Origin of the sequence: Spirillospora sp. NPDC029432, assembly GCF_040703975.1 — a bacterium.
In the GTDB taxonomy this organism is placed as follows: Bacteria; Actinomycetota; Actinomycetes; order Streptosporangiales; family Streptosporangiaceae; genus Spirillospora.
The window spans coordinates 1-18,145 of record NZ_JBEZWH010000033.1; the positions used below are offsets into that span (position 1 = coordinate 1).

Here is an 18,145-nt window from a genome sequence, read left to right on the forward strand (position 1 = left end):
TTCGACATCAGGGGTGAGTCTACGGCGCCGCCACGACACTCGGGTCGCGGCGCGGGCGGGGGCTGGTACCCGGGGCCGGCGGGCGGCGCGGGCGGGTAGCCCTGCCCCGGCGGCTGGGCGGGCGGCTGGGGCGGCCAGCCTCCGCCGCCCGGCTGCGGCTGGGGCTGCGGCTGCGGCGGGTACGGGGCGCCCGGCTGGGGCGCCGGCGGGTAGGGCGCGCCGGGCTGCTGCCCGGGCATCGGCGGCTGCGGGCCGCCCATGGGCGGCCCCATCGGCGGGCCGGACGGCGGCTTGCGGCCGCCCGAGGCGAGCTTGGCCACACCGCCGACCGCGAGCACGATCAGCGCGATCACCCCGAAGATGATGATCTTGCCGATGCCGCCGCCGCGGCGCCGCCCGGTGCTCACGTCGGTGTCCACGTCGGTGTCCGGCGCGTTGTACGTGGTCGTCGGCGTGGGGATCCCCGTGGTCGGCGAGGACGACGGGGTCGCGGCGCCGCGCAGCGAGATCAGCATCGAATTGAAGGCGCGCGTCAGGTCGTTCGTGGTGCGGCCGGTCGAGGTGAACCGGTTCGTGGCCGTCGACATGTCCAGCCGGGTGAGGCCCGACGCCGGGCCGGCGCTGTAGTACATGTAGTCGAGCGACGGGTTGAACCCGATCACCAGCATGTCCGAGGAGGTGCGCCGGGCGGACACCCAGGTCCCGAACTCCGCCCGGGTGGCCGGCTGCCGCGCCGTGTAGATCCGGACCGGCATGGGCAGCGCCTCCGCGTGGGTGCGCACCTCGGAGGTCCGCAGCACGCCGGCCGTATCAATGATCATCGCCGGCCCGGCGGCCATGGCCGGCACCGGGCCGCTCAGGGCGAGGACCGCCCCGAGAATCCCCACAAACAGCAACAAACGCCGCAACATTCTTCACATCCCCGCACAACCCAGAGTTCCCAACGATGCAAGCAATCACATCCGGGGCCACCCGCGCGGGAAAACGGAGATATCACGCGCCGGAATTTTCCCGGTACGGTCCACCCCGTCCCGGGACGGAAGGGTCCGTACGGGACGGACTCCCCCAACCGGGCGGGTCCGCCCCCGCCCGCAGTGAGGCTGTCAGGAGCCCTCCTCGGCGGCCACCGCCGCGATGGCCTCGGCCAGGGCGCCCGGCACGTCCGCCACGAGCAGATGCCGGCCGTCCCGGACGATCTCGCGGCCGGAGACCACCACCGTGCGGACGTCGGCGGCCGTCGCGGCGAAGACGGCGGTCTCGGCGGCCAGTTCCGGCCCCGCGCCCGCCGTGCGGACCGAGTCGAGCGCGACGGTCACCAGATCCGCGTACGCGCCGGGCTCCAGCCGCCCCGCCTCCGGCCAGCCGAGGCCGTAGTGGCCGTTGGAGGTGGCGGCGGCCAGCAGCTCGCCGGCCGTCCAGTGGCCGCGCTCGCGGGTGCGCAGCCGCTCGTTCAGCTCGACCGCGCGGGCCTCCTCGAACAGGTCGATCACCGCGTGCTGGTCGGTGCCCAGGCAGATCGGGGCGCCGGCGCGGGACAGGTCGCGGGCGGGGCCGATGCCGTCGGCCAGGTCGCGCTCGGTGGTCGGGCACATGCACACGCCGGTCATGGTCGTCCCGAGCAGGCCGATGTCCTCCTCGGACAGGTGGGTGGCGTGGACGGCGACGGTACGGGCGCCCAGCGCGCCGCACTCGGCCAGCAGGCGGGTCGGGCTCATCCCGTACGCCTCCTGGCACGCCGCGTTCTCGGCGGGCTGCTCGGACAGGTGGACGTGCAGCGGCGCGCCGCGGTCCCTGGCCCAGCCCGCGACGGCGCTGATCTGCTCGCGCGGCACGGCGCGCACGGAGTGGATCGCGGCGCCGACCCGGGCGTGCAGGCGGCCCGCCTTGTCGGTCTGCTCGTACAGGGTGTCGACGCGGCGCGCCCAGTTGCCCGCGCTGCCGTCGTTGAAGCGCAGCTGGGGCCCTTTGAGGGGCTGCTCGATGCCGCCGGCGAGGTAGCAGGTGTCGAGGAGGGTGATCCGGATGCCCGCGTCGGCGGCCGCGGAGATCAGGGCCTCGCCCATCGCGTTGGGGTTGCCGTACGGGGCGCCGCCCGGCCGGTGGTGCAGGTAGTGGAACTCGCCCACGCAGCTGACGCCCGCGAGGGCCATCTCGGCGTAGACGGCCCGGGCCAGGGCCCGGTACGTGTCGGGGTCGAGGCGGCCGGCGACCTCGTACATCCGGTCGCGCCACGTCCAGAACGTTCCGGACCCGGCCTGGGCGCGGGCGCGGAGGGCGCGGTGGAAGGCGTGGGAATGGGCGTCGGCGAGACCGGGGAGGGTGAGTCCGGTCAGGGGGAGCGCGCCCGGCGGGGCCGGGACGCCACGGGTGACGGACGTGAAGCGCTCGCCGTCGGCCTCGATCAGCACATCGGCGGCCACACCATCACCGAGCCAGGCAAACTCGGCATGCCATTGCATATAGGACTCTTTACCCGCCTGCCAGCTCTTTGAGCACCGTGGTGAGGGCCTCCACGCCCGCCAGGCAGTCCTCGGCGTCGGCGTGCTCGGCCGGGGCGTGCGACACCCCGGTCGGATTGCGGACGAAGAGCATGGCCGTGGGCACCCGGGACGCCAGGATCCCCGCGTCGTGCCCCGCGCCCGTGGGCAGCACCGGCACCCCGCCGAGCACCGCCGCCAGCCGGTCGCGGAGCGGCACGTCGAAGTCCACGACCTCGGTGTACGACTCCTCCGCCAGCTCGACGCCCACGCCGTGCTCGCGCGCCGCCCGCAGGGCCGCCTCGTGGACCTCCGCCACGGTACGGCGCACGGCGTCGTCGGCGGGCCCGCGGCCGTCCAGCCAGGCCGTCACCGCCGACGGGACCGCGTTCACCCCGTTCGGCGCCACCTCCACCCTGCCGACCGTGGTGAGCGTGCCGTTGCGCTCCGCGGCCTCGCGCGCCGCCAGCACCAGGCGCGCGAACGGCAGCATGGGGTCGCGGCGGTCCTTCAGCCGCGTGGTGCCCGCGTGGTTGCCCTCCCCCGCCAGGTCGAACCGCCAGCGGCCGTGCGGGACGATCGCGCTCGCCACCCCGACCGGCGCGTCCAGCGCCCGCCCCTGCTCGACGTGCAGCTCGACGTAGCAGCCGATCCGGGACAGCAGGCCCTCGTCGGGGCCGATCCGCTCCGGGTCCAGGCCGTGCCCGGTCAGCACGTCCGCGAGCGTGCGGCCGTCGCGGTCGCGCAGGCCGCGGGCGCGGTACGGGGCGATCGCCCCGGTGAGGAGGCGCGAGCCCAGGCAGGCCACCCCGAAGCGGGCGCCCTCCTCCTCCGCGAACGCCGCGACGCCGATGGGGCGGGACGGCCGGACGCCGCGCTCGCGCAGCAGGTCGATCGCGGCGAACGCGGACACGATCCCGAGCGGGCCGTCGAACGCGCCGCCGCCCGGCACCGAGTCGAGATGGCTGCCCGTCACGACCGCGTCGCCCCGGCCGTTCCCGGGCGGGAACCACCAGGCGAACAGGTTGCCGTTCGGGTCGGTCTCGATCTCCAGGTCGCGGCGGCGGGCCTCGTCCGCGAACCACGACCGGCACTCCACCTCCGCCGGCGTCCACGCGAAGCGGTGGTAGCCGCCCGTCTCCGCGTCGCGCCCCACCGGGCGCAGCGCCGCCCACATCTCCTCGAAGCTCATGCCCTCACTCCGATGCCTCCGCCATGGGGATCCGCACGCCCCGTTCCGCCGCGACCTCCGCGGCGCGCTCGTAGCCCGCGTCGGCGTGCCGCATGACGCCGGTGCCGGGGTCGTTGGTCAGGACGCGCTCCAGCTTGCGCCCGGCCAGCTCGGTCCCGTCGGCGACGCAGACCTGGCCGGCGTGGACGGACCGGCCGATGCCGACACCGCCGCCGTGGTGGATCGACACCCACGTCGCGCCCGAGGCGGTGTTGAGCATCGCGTTCAGCAGCGGCCAGTCGGCGATCGCGTCCGAGCCGTCCGCCATGCCCTCGGTCTCGCGGTACGGGGACGCGACCGAGCCGGTGTCGAGGTGGTCGCGGCCCAGCGCCAGCGGCGCGCTGATCTCGCCGCGCGCCACCAGGTCGTTGAAGACGGCCCCGGCCCTGTCGCGCTCGCCGTACCCGAGCCAGCAGATCCGGGACGGCAGCCCCTGGAAGTGCACCCGCTCCCCCGCCATCCGGATCCAGCGGGCCAGCGGCTCGTTGTCCGGGAACAGCTCCAGGATCGCCCGGTCCGTCCGCGCGATGTCCTTCGGGTCGCCGGACAGGGCGGCCCAGCGGAACGGGCCCTTGCCCTCGCAGAACAGCGGCCTGATGTACGCCGGCACGAACCCCGGGAACGCGAACGCCCGGTCGTACCCCGCGAGCTGCGCCTCGCCCCGGATCGAGTTGCCGTAGTCGAAGACCTCCGCGCCCGCGTCCTGGAAGCCGACCATGGCCTCCACGTGCGCGGCCATCGACTCGCGGGCCTTCGCGATGAAGCCGTCGCGGTCCTTGCCGCGCTCGGCGGCCCAGTCCTCGAACGGCACGCCGCGCGGCAGGTACATCAGCGGGTCGTGCGCGCTGGTCTGGTCGGTGACGACGTCGATCGGCGCGCCCCGCCGCAGCAGCTCCGGAACGATCTCCGCCGCGTTCCCGAGGACGGCGATCGACAGCGGCTCCCGGCGGTCCCTGGCCTCCTCGGCCAGCCGCAGCGCCTCGTCCAGCGAGTCCGCGCGGCGGTCGCAGTAGCGGTGCGCGACGCGGCGCTCGATCCGGGACGGGTCCACCTCGACGCAGATCGCGACGCCGCCGTTCATCGTCACGGCGAGCGGCTGCGCGCCACCCATCCCGCCCAGCCCGGCCGTCAGCGTGATCGTCCCGGCCAGCGAGCCGCCGAACCGCTTCGCGGCGACGGCCGCGAACGTCTCGTACGTCCCCTGGAGGATGCCCTGCGTGCCGATGTAGATCCACGAGCCGGCCGTCATCTGCCCGAACATCGTCAGGCCCAGCGACTCCAGCCGCCGGAACTCCTCCCAGTCCGCCCACTGCGGGACGAGGTTGGAGTTGGCGATGAGCACGCGCGGCGCCCACTCGTGCGTGCGGAAGATCCCGACGGGCTTGCCGGACTGGACGAGCAGCGTCTCGTCGCCCTCCAGGCCGTTCAGGGAGCGGACGATGCCGTCGAAGGCGTCCCAGCTGCGCGCGGCGCGGCCGGAGCCGCCGTACACGACCAGCTCGTCGGGGTGCTCGGCGACCTCCGGGTCGAGGTTGTTCATCAGCATCCGCAGCGCGGCCTCCTGCGGCCAGCCCTTGGCCGAGGTCAGGGACGTGCCGCGCGGCGCGCGTACGGGACGGGGTCCGGACATCAGTGCTCCTGTGGATTAAGAGAGGGGACCGGTGACGGACTCGGCGGCGGCGACGAGCGTCCCGTCGCGGACGAGGCCGGTGGCCAGGGCGATCTCGGGTGAGAGGTGGCGGTCGGGTCCGGGGCCGGGGACGTGCTCGCGCAGCGCGGCGACGACGGCCGCGGTCGCGGGGCCGGGGCGCAGCGGGCGGCGCAGGTCGAGGGCGCGGGCGGCGGTGAGGATCTCGATCCCGATCACCTGCGCCAGCCCGTCCACCGAGCGGCGCAGCTGGCGGGCGGCGTTCCAGCCCATCGAGACGTGGTCCTCCTGCATCGCCGACGACGGGATCGAGTCGGCGCTGGCGGGCGCGGCCAGCCGCTTGAGCTCGGACACGATCGACGCCTGGGTGTACTGGGCGATCATGTGCCCGGAGTCCACGCCGGGGTCGTCCGCGAGGAACGCGGGCAGCCCCGCCGAGCGGGCGCGGTCCAGCATCCGGTCGGTGCGGCGCTCGGACATCGAGGCCAGGTCGGCCGCCGGGATCGCCAGGAAGTCCAGCACGTACGCGACGGGCGCGCCGTGGAAGTTGCCGTTGGACTCCACCCGGCCGTCCGGCAGCACCACCGGGTTGTCGACGGCCGAGGCCAGCTCCCGGGACGCGACCAGCTCGGCGTGCGCGAGGGTGTCGCGGGCGGCGCCGTTCACCTGCGGGGAGCAGCGCAGCGAGTAGGCGTCCTGGACGCGGGTGCAGTCGGGCCCGCGGTGCGACTCCATGATCTCCGAGGCGGCCAGCAGTTTTCGCAGGTTGGCGGCCGACTCGGACTGGCCGGGATGCGGCCGGAGATCCTGGAGGTCGGCGGCGAACACCCGGTCGGTGCCCAGCAGCGCCTCGACCGTCATCGCCGCGGCGACGTCGGCGGCCGTGAGCAGTCGGCGCAGGTCGCCGATCGCCAGGACGAGCATGCCGAGCATCCCGTCGGTGCCGTTCAGCAGCGCGAGCCCCTCCTTGGCGCCGAGCGTCACCGGTTCGATCCCGGCGGCGGCGAGCGCCTGCGCGGCGGGCATCAGGGTGCCGGACGCGTCCCGTACGGGCCCCTCCCCGATCAGCGCCAGCGCCACATGGGCGAGCGGCGCCAGATCACCCGAGCAGCCGAGGCTGCCGTACTCGTGCACGACCGGCGTGATCCCCGCGTTCAGCAGCGCGGCGAGGGTCCGCGCCGTGACCGGCTGGACGCCCGTCCGCCCGGTGGCGAGGGTGCGCAGCCGCAGCAGCATCAGCGCGCGGACGACCTCCCGCTCCACCTCGGGCCCCGACCCGGCCGCATGCGACCGGACGATGTTCAGCTGCAGCTGGGCGCGCAGGTCCGGCGCGATGTGCCGGGTCGCGAGCGCCCCGAACCCGGTCGACACCCCGTACACCGGTGTGGGGCGCGAGGACAGCTCCTCGATGTGCGCCCGCGCCGCCTCCATCGCCTTGAGCGCCTCGCCGGTCAGCGAGACCGGCGCGCCCTCCCGGGCCACCGCCACGACCTGGCCGAAGTCCAGCGGCTCCGGCCCGACCTCGACGCCGTTCTCCCCCATGCGCGATTTCATACCCTCCATTGGAGCCGCATGCGTCGCGCGGGAGGAGGGCCGCGGCGGGCGTTGTGTCTCAGATACGAGACAATCGGCCCATGGCGACCAACGGGCAGGTTCCGGCCGCGCGGCGGGCGCTGGCGGTGCTGCGGCTGCTGGCCGGGTCGGCCGGGCCGCTGCCGGCGTCGGCGATCGCGCGGGAGCTGGGGCTGCCGCGGTCGAGCACGTACCACCTGCTGACCGCGATGGCCGAGGACGGGTTCGTGGCGTACGTGCCGGAGGAGCGGCGCTGGGGGCTGGGCGTGGCGGCGTTCGAGATCGGCTCGGCCTACCTGCGGCACGGGCCGCTCGAACGGCTGGCGCGGCCGCTGCTGCGCCGCCTCGTCGACCGGGCCGGGGAGATCGCGCAGCTCGGCGTCCTGCACGGCGCCGAGACGCTCTACCTGCTGAAGGAGCAGCCGCCGCGGCACGCGACGCTGGTGACCGACGTCGGGGTGCGGATGCCCGCCCAGCTCACGGCGAGCGGCCGGTCGATGCTGGCGCACCTCCCGGCGGCGCAGGTGCGGGCGCTGTTCCCGGGGCCCGCCGCGTTCGTGGACCGGACCGGGCGCGGCCCGGCGTCGCCGCGGGAGCTGCGGCGGGTGCTGGCGGAGGACGCGCGGCGCGGCTGGTCGGCCGAGGACGGCCAGGTCACCGAGGGGTTCGCGAGCATCGCGGCGTGCTCGTTCGACCACACCGGCCACCCGGCGGCGGCGGTCACGGTGACGTTCCGCCGCGACCGCCGCCCCGAGGACACCTGGCCGGACCTCGCCGCCGCCGTGCGGGCGACCGCCGCCGGGCTCACCGCCCGGCTCGGCGGCCGGCCGCCGGCGCCGCGCTGAGGCCGGCGATCAGGCCAGGCCGTTCTGGCCGAGCCAGTTCTTGGCGATGGTCTCCGGGTCGGTCTTCTTCTCGGAGATCTCGGTGTTCATGTCCTGGAGGTGCGCCGTGGTGAGCTTGGCGGACACCGCGTTCAGGGTGTTGCGGACGGTGTCGTTCACCTTGGCCTTGTAGACCAGCGGGACGACGTTCTGGGCGCCGAACACGTTCTTGGGGTCGCCGAGCACCACGAAGCCGTTCTTCTTGATGGCGGCGTCCGTGGTGAACAGGTCGGCGGCCTGGATCTGGCCCTTCTGCAGGTTGGACACCGTGATCGGGCCGGCCGTGTCCAGGGACTTGAACTCCTTGAACTTCAGCCCGTACACCTTCTCCAGCCCGACCAGGCCCTGCTTGCGGGTCTTGAACTCCGGCGGCCCGCCGACGACCAGCTGCCCGGCCACCGGCTTGACGTCCTCGATCGACTTGAGGCCGTGCTTCTGCGCGGTGGCCGCGGTGACGACCAGCGCGTCCTTGTTCTCGGCCTGCGAGGGGGTCAGGATCTCCAGCTCCGCCGGCAGCTTCTGCTTCAGCGCCGCGTCCACCTCCTGGGTGGTGCTCGCCGGGTTCTCCTTGTCGACGTGCGCCAGCAGCGCCCCGTTGTACTCGGGGAACACCTGGATCGCGCCGCTCTTGACCTGCTCGTAGTAGACCTCGCGGGAGCCGATGCTGAACTTCCGCTCGACCTTGACGTCCTTGGCCTCCAGCGCCTGCGCGTAGATCTCGCCGATCAGGCCGCTCTCGGGGAAGTCGGCGCCGCCGATCGTGATGCTGCCGCCCTTGCCGCCCCCGCCGCTCAGCGGGTCACCGTCGCCTCCGCCGCCGCAGGCGGTCAGCGCCAGTACGGCGGTGACCAGCGCGGCGGCGCCGCGAATCATCCGGGACATGTGTGGTGTTCCTTCCTCCGGGACCGGACGCGCCTGCGCGCCCGGGTCGTGCTGTGGCCGGGCCGGGGGCCGGCTCAGGACACCGCCGCCCGCTGCCGTACCCCGGCGGACACGGCGTACCGGTAGAGGCCGGCGAAGGCGACCTGGGTCAGGACGGCCAGCAGGATCACCAGGATCGCGCCGCCCGCCATGCTGTCGTAGTCCTGCCGGGAGTAGCCGTCGACGATGTAGCGGCCGAGCCCGCCGAGGCCCACGTACGCCGCGATCGTGGCGGTGGAGATGATCTGGATCAGCGCGGTGCGCAGGCCGAGCAGGATCAGCGGCAGCGCCACCGGCAGCTCGACCCGCAGCAGCACCTGCCGGCCGGTCATGCCCATCCCCTCGGCCGCGTCCCGCAGCCCGCCCTCGACCTGCTGGATCCCGGCGTAAGTGTTGACCAGCACCGGCGGGATCGCCAGCGCGATCAGCGGGATCAGGATCGGGACCAGGTCGCCGGCGCTCGTCAGGATCACCGCGAGGATCAGCAGGCCCAGCGTGGGCAGCGCGCGCGCCGCGTTCGCCGAGGACAGCACCAGGAAGCCCGCGGCCGCGGCGGGGCGGCCGCGGCGCAGGTGGCCCAGCACCAGCCCCAGCGGCAGCGCGATCAGCACGGTGAGCGCGAACGCGAGCAGCGAGTACCACAGGTGCTCGACCAGCCGGTTCGGGATGCCGTCGGCCCCCGTCCACTGCGCGGACCGGCCGAACCAGCCCAGCGCCTCCCAGATCGCGTTCACCGTGCCTCCTCGGGCTCGGCCGGTACGGGGGCGCTCGCCTCAGCGTCGGCGGCGTCCGCGGCGCGCTCGGCCTTGGCGCGGCGGCCGCGGCCGGCCCGCTGCCAGGGGGTGAGCAGCCGCTGCACGAGCAGCAGGATCAGGTCGGCGACCAGCGCCAGCAGGATGATCAGCACGATCGCGACGATGATCGGGGTGGTGAACCCGCCGCCGGGCCACTTCATGCCCTTGACCATCAGCTGCCCGAGCCCGCCGATGCCGATGAGCGCGCCCACGCTGACCAGGCTGATGTTGGCGACCGTCGCCACCCGCAGCCCCGCCATCAGCACCGGCACCGCGATCGGCAGCTCGACCCGGACCAGCCGGCGCAGCGGGCCGAAGCCCATCGCGACCGCCGACTGCCGCACATGGTCGGGAACGGACCGCAGCCCGTCCACCACGCTGGGCACCAGCACCGACAGCGTGTAGAGCGCCAGCGGGACGATCACCGTGGTGTACGTCAGCCCGCTGAACGCGACGAAGATGACGAAGAGCCCGATCGCCGGGACCGCGTACAGGACGCTGGTGGCCGCCAGCACCGGCGGGTAGAGCCGCGTCCAGCGCGCGCAGGCCAGCCCGACCGGCAGCGCGATCAGCAGCCCGAGCAGCACGGGCGTGAACGACAGCACCAGATGCTCGGTCAGCGACTCGGCGATGTCGCCGCCGAGGTTGCGGCCGATCCAGTCCCACCGGATCAGCGGCTCGCCCTCGGGCGCCGCCAGCACCGGGATCACCGGGGTCACCGGTCCGCCACCGCCGCGGACGCGCCCTCCGGGCCCGTGTCCGGCCCGCCGGACGGCTTGGGCGGGGGCGCCCCGGCCTCCCCGGCGGCCTCCTCCGCGTCGAGCTCCTGGAAGAAGCGCAGCCGGCGGATGCCGCGGTCGCCGCCCAGGAAGTCGCGGACGAAGTCGTTCGCGGGCTCGGCCAGCAGCTCCTCGGGCGTGGAGTACTGCGCGAGCGTGCCGCCGACCTGGAACACCGCGATGCGGTGGCCGAGCTTCACGGCCTCGTCGATGTCGTGGGTGACGAACACGATCGTCTTCTCGACCTCGTCCTGCAGCCGCAGGAACTCCTCCTGGAGGTCGCCGCGCACGATCGGGTCGACGGCGCTGAACGGCTCGTCCATCAGCATGATCGGCGGGTCGGCGGCCAGCGCGCGGGCGACGCCGACGCGCTGCTGCTGCCCGCCCGACAGCTGCGCCGGGTACCGCTTGGCGAGCTTGGGGTCGAGGCCGACGCGCTCCATCAGCTCGTGCGAGCGGGCGCGGGCCTTCTTCTTGTCCCAGCCGAGCAGGTACGGCACCGTCGCGATGTTGTCGACGATCGTGCGGTGCGGGAACAGCCCGGCCTGCTGGATCACGTACCCGATGCCGCGGCGCAGCGCGGGCGGGTCGATGTCGCGCACGTTCTTCCCGTCGACGGTCACGGTGCCCTCGGTGGCCTCGACCATCCGGTTGATCATGCGCAGGGTGGTGGTCTTGCCGCAGCCGGACGGGCCCACCAGCACGGTGATCCGGCCGGCCGGGATCTCCAGGTCGAGATCGTCGACGGCCACGGTGCCGTCCGGGTAGCGCTTGGTCACGCCCGCAAAGGTGATCAAACGATTCACGTCCTCGGTGGGCGTCGGTGCAACGCCGTTCTTCCGCTCGCTGACAGGGTGATGATCGGATTCGGCTCGGATCCAGGTTAGTCCGTGGTCACCTCCGGCCCGACGCGGCGGCGGGCCGACACGGCCATAGGGCGCATTCGTAGCTTAACGATCGGAATAGAGTAGAAAGTAGCGTGAGCCCGTGGAGAACAGTCGAATCGTTATCGACGGGACGGACCTCACCTGCCCGGCCGTGGCGCGCGCCGCCCGCGCGGACGTGACGATCGTCATGGCCGACGCCGGTGTCGAACGCGCCCGCGCGGCCTGGGAGACGGCCCGCGCGCTGGCCGCCGAGCAGCCGGTGTACGGGCGCACCACCGGCGTCGGCGCCAACCGCGAGGTGGGCGTGGAGTGGGAGGACTCCGACGCGCACGGCCTGCGGCTGCTGCGCAGCCACGCCGCCGGCGCCGGGCCGCTGGTGGCGCCCGAGATCGTCCGCGCGATGCTGACGGTGCGGCTGAACCAGATCGCCGCCGGCGGCTCCGGCGTCGACCCCGGCGTGCTGGCCGCGCTGACCGACGTGCTCAACCTGGGCCTGCTGCCGCCGGTGCCGGTGTACGGGGCGATCGGCACCGGCGACCTGACCGCCCTCGCCTCGACCGCGCTGTGCCTGCTCGGCGAGCGCGCCTGGCTGCCCGCCGCCGACGGCTCCCGGCCGCGCGGCCCCGGCTTCACCCTCCGCTCGGCCGACGCGCTGGCCTTCATCAGCTCGAACGCCGCCACCCTCGGCGAGTCCGCGCTCGCGGTGTCGGACCTGCGCACGCTGCTGGCCGCGTCCACCGCCGTCGCGGCGCTCTCCCACTTCGCCGTGCGCGGCTCGGACGAGCCGTACGCCGAGGCCGTCCACCGGGCCTGCCCGCACCCCGGCCAGCAGGAGGCGGCCGGCGCGATGCGCACGCTGCTGGCCTACGAGCGGCCCGCGCCGGCCCGGATCCAGGACCCGTACGGCTACCGGGCGTTCCCGCAGGTCCACGGCCCGGCCCTGGAGGCGGCCGCGTACGCGGAGGCGGTCGTCACCCGGGAGATCAACGCCGCCGCCGAGAACCCGCTGATCGACGTGCCGGGCCGCGCGGTCTGGCACAACGGCAACTTCCACACCGCGTACGCGGGGCTCGCGCTGGACGCCGCGCGGGCCGCGCTCTTCCAGACGATGGCGCTGTCGGCCGCCCGGCTCGGCACCCTGTCGGAGCCGTCGTTCACGGGGCTCTACCCGTTCCAGGGCGCCACCGAGGCCAGCTCCGGGATCATGATCCTGGAGTACGTGGCGCATTCGGCGCTCGCCGACGTCCGCCGGCTGGCGACCCCGGCGGCCCTCGGGAGCGCGGTGCTGTCGCGCGGCGTCGAGGAGCACGCGGGCTTCTCCACCCAGTCGGCCCGCGCCACCACCGAGACGCTCGGCGCGTACCGCATCGCGCTGGGCTGCGAGCTGGTCGCGGCGGTCCGCGCCCTGCGCATGCAGGGGCGGGCGCCGTCCGCCGGCCCGCTGCGCGCGGCGTACGACATCGCGGCCGGCTCGCTCGATCCGCGCGTCGACGACCGGCCGCTGGACACTGACATCGCGATCGCGGCGGACCATCTGCCCGCCCTCGCCCGGCTGCTGTAGGAACCGCATCGGCCGGCGCTCAGGGGCGGGCCGTGGACTCGCGGACGCGCAGGGACGGCTCGCGGACGACCCGGCGCTTGCGGGGCTTGCCGTCGATGACGTCCACCACCAGGCGGACGGCCGAGTGGACGATGCCGTCGATGTCCCAGTCGACGGTGGTCAGGGGCGGGGTGAGCAGGGCCGACATCGGGTGGGCGTCGTAGCCGCACACGGCGACGTCGCCGGGGACGTCGAGGCCGAGGACGCGGGTGGCGGCGTAGACGGCGTACGCGATGGAGTCGGAGAAGCAGAAGACGGCGGTGGGGCGGCCGGGGCCGCGCAGCAGCCCGGTCGCCACCTCGGTGGCCTCGGCCAGCGCCTGCGGGGCGACGACGACCTCGGCGTCCAGCCGCAGCCGGTCGGCCTCGGCGTTGACGTGCACGTCGGCGGGGCGGTCGGGGGTGCTGGCCAGCGTCGGGGTGAGCACGGCGATGCGCCGGTGGCCGAGGTCGCGCAGGTGCTCCAGGGCGAGGGTGACGCCGCGGCGGTTGTCGAAGACGACCTCGCCCTGGGACCGGCCGCCGTGCAGGGCGTCCCCGACCGAGACCACCGGGACGGTCTCCGACAGCTCGGCCCACAGCGGGGCGGACGGGTCGAGCGGCTGGACGATCAGCCCGTCGACCCGCTGGTCGCGCAGCTGGCGGGCCAGGGACAGCTCGCGGGCGGGGTCGTTGAACGCGTCGACGATCAGGGCGTAGCGGTCGCGGGCCAGCAGGGAGCGGCTGATGCCGACGGCGAGCGACTGCTGCCAGTAGTCCTCCAGCGAGCCGCACAGCAGGCCGACCATGCCGGTGCGGCCGCTGGCCAGCGCGCGGGCGATCGGATGGGCCTCGTAGCCCAGCTCCCGGGCGGCGGCGCGGACGCGCTCCTGCGTCTCCTCGGAGGTCTGGATGCCGCGCAGCGCGTACGACACGGCCGCAGGCGACAGCCCGGTCGCCTGCGCCACCTCCCGGATGGTCGCGCGCTTGCGCCTTTCTGGCACCCTGCAAACCCTAGACGGTCCCTCCGACAGAACTCGCGCAGCTCTTGACGGCGGCGCTACTGAAGCGGTTCACTGAAGCGGTTCAGGAGGAGAGGGGCCGATGGCCGGGACAGATGTTCACCAGCACGTTTGGAGCGTGCCATTCGTCGCGGCGCTCCGCGCCCGGCGCACGCCGCCGCTCCTGAACGGCTGGACGCTCCGGCTGGCCGGCGAGCCGCCGTTCGAGGTGGACCCGGACGACCACGACGTGCGGCGCAGGGCCGAGACGGCGCGGAAGGACGGCCTGGACCGCGCGCTCGTCTCGCTCTCCTCGCCCCTCGGCGTCGAACACCTCCCGGCGGACGAGGCGCGCCCCCTCCTGGACGCCTACCACGAGGGCGCGGCCGCGCTCCCGGAACCGTTCGGCGCGTGGGCGTCCGCCTGCGTGCGCGACATCGACCCCGCGGCGACCGCGCGGGTCCTCGACGCGGGCTTCGCGGGCCTCCAACTGCCGGCGACGGCGCTGGCCGGACCCGAAGGCTACGAACGGTGCGCCCCGCTGCTCGACCTGCTCGAAGAGCGCGGCCTCCCCCTGTTCGTCCATCCGGGCCCGGCCGGCGCCACCGGAGGCGGCGAGCCCGGATGGTGGGCGGCGATGGTGCCGTACGCGCAGCAGATGCACGCCGCGTGGTTCGCGTTCCGCGCCTTCGGCCGTCCGCGCCACCCCCGGCTGCGGGTCTGCTTCGCGATGCTCGCCGGGCTGGCCCCGCTGCACGGGGAGCGGCTCGCCGCGCGCGGCGGCGGCCGCGGCGAGGTCGATCCGGACGTGTTCGTCGAGACCTCGTCGTACGGGCCGCGCGCCGCCGACGCCGTCGTCCGGGCCCTCGGGGTCGACGTGGTCGTGCACGGCACGGACCGCCCCTACGCCGGCCCCCGCGACCTCGCCCTGGGCGAGGCCGCCGAGCACGCGTTCCGCGTGTCCAATCCGCACCGCATGCTGCTGGGAAAGGAGCGAATCGATGTCGGCTGAATCGATGTCGGCTGAATCCCTGTCGGCCGAGTCCCTGGCAACCGAATCCCTGTCGACCGGAATCGTGCCGGTGGCGGACCGCCTGGAGGGCCTGCCCGCGGACCTGCCCGCCCGGGTGCTCGGCAAGGCCGAGCTGCGCGCGCTGGCGGACGCGCTCGCGGAGCGTCCCGAGCTGTGGCGGCGGCACGTCCGCTTCTCCGATGAGCGGCGGCACTACGCGTCCCTCTACCGGGACGAGTACGTGGACGTGTGGCTGCTGTGCTGGACGCCCGAGAACGACACCGGCTGGCACGACCACGACGTCTCCTCCGGCGCGGTACGGGTCGTCAGCGGCGCCCTGGAGGAGTGCAATCCGCGCATCGGCGGCGCCCACGTGCGGACGGTGGTCCCGGAGGGGACGTCCTTCTGCTTCGGGCCCGACCACATCCACCGGCTGGTGGGGGCCGCGCCCGCGAGCGTGTCCATCCACGCCTACTCGCCGCCGCTGTGGCGGCTGGGCCAGTACACGATCGCCGAGGACGGCCTCATGCGCCGCGCGTCGGTCAGCTACGCCGACGAGCTGCGCCCGCTCGACCGGCCCGCCTAGGCCGGACGATGGCGAGGGCGGGACGCCAGATCCCCGCTCTGACCGGACGCCCGCCCTCTACAGATGTCAGCGCCGGCCCGCGCGGGAACGTCACACCCCCGTCCGCGCGACGCGTTCGCGCAGCTCGGCGAAGGCGGCGGCGGGGTCGGGGCCGTAGAGGTCCCACGGCGACGCGGTCACGCAGTCGCCGATGAGCTCGAACTCGTCCCGCGCCGCCGGCGCGTCCCCCGCCAGCGCGAAGGCGAACGCGAACGCGTTGTGCACCTCCGGCCAGCCCACCCGGGGCCGGTACGCGGGATGGCGGATCGAGTGGTCGGCCGCCGCGCGCAGATCGTCGCGCACCTCGCCTCGCGCGATGTAGTCCTCCGCCCGCCCCTTCGGGAGGGAGCGCCACATCTCGATGTGCGCGTCGGCGACGAGCCGTCCCAGCGGGCTCCCGGCGGGAGAGTTCGCCACGGCGCCGCGCGCGAACGCGAACATCTCGTCGTGGCCGCCGTACCAGCGCTCGCACCGGTAGGCGAGCATCTCCCGGTGCGCGCGCAGGTGCCCCGGATGCAGCTCCAGGACGCGCTCGAACCGCCGGTGCGCCTCGTCCGGCCGCACCCGGCCGCCCAGCGCGCACGCCAGCAGGTACGTCCAGGCGCCCGTCTCGCCCGGATCGCGGGCCGCCACCTCGCCCAGGCACGCCTCGGCGAGTTCGAGGCGCTCGCTGAAGCCGGGGAAGCGCTCGGCCGCGGCTCCTTCGCCGCCGTACGGGGCGTTCCGCGCCTCCCAGGCCCAGCCGGCGGCGTGCGCGCCGCGCACCAGGAGCGGCAGCGTCGAGCGGGGCTCGCCCCTGATCCAGGAGCCGATCCAGTCCTGGAGGCCCGGGACGCCCGCGCAGACGGAGAGGTAGAACGCGCGGTCGTCCGGGTCGGTCACGGTGGTCAGGAACTCGCTCGCCCACGGCCAGTCCTCGTGCAGCAGCGCCGCCCGCAGGTCGGCCGCGGCCGGGTCGTACCCGCAGGGGTCGATCACCGGCGGCGCGCCGTCCCGCGGCCGCCGCTCCTCCCGGCGCCTGCCGAAGAGCCCCATGCCCCGCCCTCTCCTCCCCTCCTGGCCCTGCTGGCCTCTCGGCCCTCCTGGCCGTCCTGGTCCCTTTCAGGCTGCCGTACGCGCCGCGCCGGGTCCGCGTTCGGGTGGCTCCCCGCGGGCGGTCATGTGATCGGCCACAGCGCACACGGCGACCACCGCGGCGAGGAGCACGGCCGCTCCCCGCAGCGGCCCTGCCTCGCAGTACGCGCCGTCACGGACCGCACGGCCGCGTACGCCGGCAGGCCCCCGGTGAGGGCCGAGAGCGCCATCTGGCCGGTCCAGGCCATGACGCGCTTGCCCCGGCACACCCGGGCGCCCGGGGGACCGTGACCAGGACGGACGCGAGCACCGCGAGATCGACGACCAGCATGGGGCGACAAACTAGGCCATCACCGGGCGTAGAGCACACCACCACACCGTGTTGATCGGGAAGCCGGCACTCCCCGGCGCGTCAGTTCCGGACGAGTTCGCGCGGCGGCGCCTCGGGCCGGCCCTCGGGCCGCGGCTCGGGGACCGGCGGGACGTCCTGCGCCCGGATCGGCACCAGCGAGGCCTTCAGGCGCGCGCGCATCCACGCCTGGCCCGGCCGCTCGACCAGGCGGTACACCGCGTACGCCAGCAGCAGCGACGCCGCGGTGGCCAGCGCGAGCGCCGCCCACTTGTTCAGCGCCGGGTAGGCGTGCTCCAGCAGCGGCAGCGCGATCTGCGAGTGCGTGAGGTAGAGCGGGTACGTCAGCGCGCCGAGGACGGTCAGGCCGCGCCAGTTCAGCCGCCGCAGCCGGCCGGTGGCGACCAGCGCCATCACGCCGAAGATCCCGGTGACGGCGGCCGCCACGACCGTCTCGTCCGAGCCCTCGAACACGTGGCCGGTCCGCCAGACGCTCCAGTGGACCGCCAGCAGCCACGACACCGCCACGTACCCCCACAGCAGCAGCGTCGGGCCGAAGCGGTAGATCATGAACAGCGCCATGCCGCCGATGAAGTACGGGCTCCACGTCGGCATCAGCATGACCTGCAGCAGCTTGTGGTCGGCCTCGTCGGCGAAGATCCCGGCCAGCGTCCAGCCGGCCATGAAGACCAGGCAGCTCCGGTAGCCGATGCCGCGGGCGGCCAGCACGGCGATCAGCACGTAGAAGTGCATCTCGACCCAGAGCGTCCAGAAGACCGCGTCGATGCTCTTCAGGCCGAGCCCGGCCTGGAGCATGGTGAGGTTGGGGACGACCAGCCCCGGCACGCCGTTGCCGAGCCGGAAGCCGGCGTAGATGGCCAGGCCGAGCAGGACCGCCGCCCAGTACGCCGGCAGCAGCCGGGTCAGCCGCGAGATCCCGAACTCGCCGGGCGAGCGGCCCCAGGCGCTCATCAGGATGACGAAGCCGCTGATGAGGAAGAACAGGTCGACGCCCAGGTAGCCGTACCTGGTGACCTCCCCGAGCGCCCCGAACAGTTCCCGGGACGGCTCCGGCCAGGGGCCCTCGCCGTCGAATCCGGTGAAGTGGAACAGCACCACCGCCAGGGCCGCGACGAAGCGGAGCAGGTCGAGTTCGCGGAGGCGGCGGTCGTGTCGGGTCACCCGCGAGACCATGGCGGCGGCGGATGGCCCGTTCGGGTCGGCGGTGTGAGCCCGCGGTGAACGCCGGATGTAGGAGTCGGGACATGCGCCCACACGTGCGGATGTAACAGGACGGCACAGGAGTTCGCGGA

General features: G+C 74.4%; 15 protein-coding genes and 1 pseudogene. 4 read left to right on the plus strand and 12 right to left on the minus strand.

The genetic code is table 11. The annotated features are described in order from the left end of the window. The 5 genes from AB0881_RS24335 to hutH form a co-directional block, all read right to left on the minus strand. Positions 1-887 (minus strand): hypothetical protein (locus AB0881_RS24335; RefSeq protein ID WP_366620168.1); only part of this gene is annotated, 887 nt, incomplete at its 3' end. 216 nt (positions 888-1,103) lie between these two features. Continuing rightward, positions 1,104-2,459, minus strand: coding sequence for a formimidoylglutamate deiminase (locus AB0881_RS24340; protein ID WP_366620170.1), 1,356 nt, complete (start codon positions 2,457-2,459; stop codon positions 1,104-1,106). A gap of 10 nt (positions 2,460-2,469) precedes the next feature. Further along, positions 2,470-3,669: an allantoate amidohydrolase gene (locus AB0881_RS24345; protein WP_366620172.1), complete on the minus strand. Its 1,200-nt coding sequence runs from the start codon at positions 3,667-3,669 to the stop codon at positions 2,470-2,472. 4 nt (positions 3,670-3,673) lie between these two features. Continuing rightward, on the minus strand, positions 3,674-5,338 hold the full coding sequence (gene hutU / locus AB0881_RS24350; RefSeq protein ID WP_366620173.1) for a urocanate hydratase: 1,665 nt from the start codon (positions 5,336-5,338) through the stop codon (positions 3,674-3,676). Positions 5,339-5,353: 15 nt separating this feature from the next. Continuing rightward, a complete protein-coding gene (gene hutH / locus AB0881_RS24355; protein WP_366620295.1) occupies positions 5,354-6,898 on the minus strand; it encodes a histidine ammonia-lyase in 1,545 nt (514 codons plus the stop codon). A gap of 92 nt (positions 6,899-6,990) precedes the next feature. Here hutH and AB0881_RS24360 point away from each other — a divergent pair, with 92 nt between their 5' ends. Next, a complete protein-coding gene (locus AB0881_RS24360) occupies positions 6,991-7,773 on the plus strand; it encodes an IclR family transcriptional regulator (RefSeq protein ID WP_366620175.1) in 783 nt (260 codons plus the stop codon). Positions 7,774-7,782: 9 nt separating this feature from the next. On the opposite strand, the gene AB0881_RS24365 is transcribed toward AB0881_RS24360, so the two are convergent. The 4 genes and pseudogenes from AB0881_RS24365 to AB0881_RS24380 all read right to left on the minus strand — a co-directional run. Continuing rightward, the gene (locus AB0881_RS24365) at positions 7,783-8,694 is read right to left on the minus strand and encodes an ABC transporter substrate-binding protein (RefSeq protein ID WP_366620177.1); all 912 of its coding nucleotides are present in this window, start codon (positions 8,692-8,694) and stop codon (positions 7,783-7,785) included. A 74-nt stretch (positions 8,695-8,768) separates the two neighbouring features. Beyond that, positions 8,769-9,467, minus strand: a complete 699-nt coding sequence (locus AB0881_RS24370) for an ABC transporter permease (protein ID WP_366620179.1) — start codon at positions 9,465-9,467, stop codon at positions 8,769-8,771. Beyond that, complete coding sequence (locus AB0881_RS24375) at positions 9,464-10,237, minus strand: ABC transporter permease subunit (protein ID WP_366620296.1); 774 nt, start codon at positions 10,235-10,237, stop codon at positions 9,464-9,466. The genes AB0881_RS24370 and AB0881_RS24375 overlap by 4 nt, the downstream gene beginning before the upstream one ends. A gap of 119 nt (positions 10,238-10,356) precedes the next feature. Next, a pseudogene (locus tag AB0881_RS24380) lies at positions 10,357-11,103 on the minus strand (ATP-binding cassette domain-containing protein); the annotation flags it as partial. Between the two features lie 190 nt (positions 11,104-11,293). Between AB0881_RS24380 and AB0881_RS24385 the strand changes: the two are divergent. Further along, positions 11,294-12,754 carry an aromatic amino acid ammonia-lyase gene (locus AB0881_RS24385; protein WP_366620181.1) on the plus strand — a complete coding sequence of 487 codons (1,461 nt, stop codon included), beginning with the start codon at positions 11,294-11,296 and terminating at the stop codon, positions 12,752-12,754. 19 nt (positions 12,755-12,773) lie between these two features. Here AB0881_RS24385 and AB0881_RS24390 read toward each other — a convergent pair whose 3' ends face one another. Next, positions 12,774-13,775, minus strand: coding sequence for a LacI family DNA-binding transcriptional regulator (locus AB0881_RS24390; RefSeq protein WP_366620183.1), 1,002 nt, complete (start codon positions 13,773-13,775; stop codon positions 12,774-12,776). A gap of 136 nt (positions 13,776-13,911) precedes the next feature. Here AB0881_RS24390 and AB0881_RS24395 point away from each other — a divergent pair, with 136 nt between their 5' ends. Together AB0881_RS24395 and AB0881_RS24400 are read left to right on the plus strand one after the other, a co-directional pair. Beyond that, a complete protein-coding gene (locus tag AB0881_RS24395; RefSeq protein ID WP_366620185.1) occupies positions 13,912-14,784 on the plus strand; it encodes an amidohydrolase in 873 nt (290 codons plus the stop codon). Next, a complete protein-coding gene (locus AB0881_RS24400) occupies positions 14,774-15,370 on the plus strand; it encodes a cysteine dioxygenase family protein (protein ID WP_366620187.1) in 597 nt (198 codons plus the stop codon). Before AB0881_RS24395 ends, AB0881_RS24400 begins: the two co-directional genes overlap by 11 nt. Positions 15,371-15,460: 90 nt before the next feature. On the opposite strand, the gene AB0881_RS24405 is transcribed toward AB0881_RS24400, so the two are convergent. Next, positions 15,461-16,444 carry a hypothetical protein gene (locus AB0881_RS24405; protein ID WP_366620189.1) on the minus strand — a complete coding sequence of 328 codons (984 nt, stop codon included), beginning with the start codon at positions 16,442-16,444 and terminating at the stop codon, positions 15,461-15,463. Between the two features lie 451 nt (positions 16,445-16,895). Beyond that, positions 16,896-18,014 carry an acyltransferase gene (locus AB0881_RS24410; protein ID WP_366620191.1) on the minus strand — a complete coding sequence of 373 codons (1,119 nt, stop codon included), beginning with the start codon at positions 18,012-18,014 and terminating at the stop codon, positions 16,896-16,898. Between the last annotated feature and the right edge of the window lie 131 nt (positions 18,015-18,145).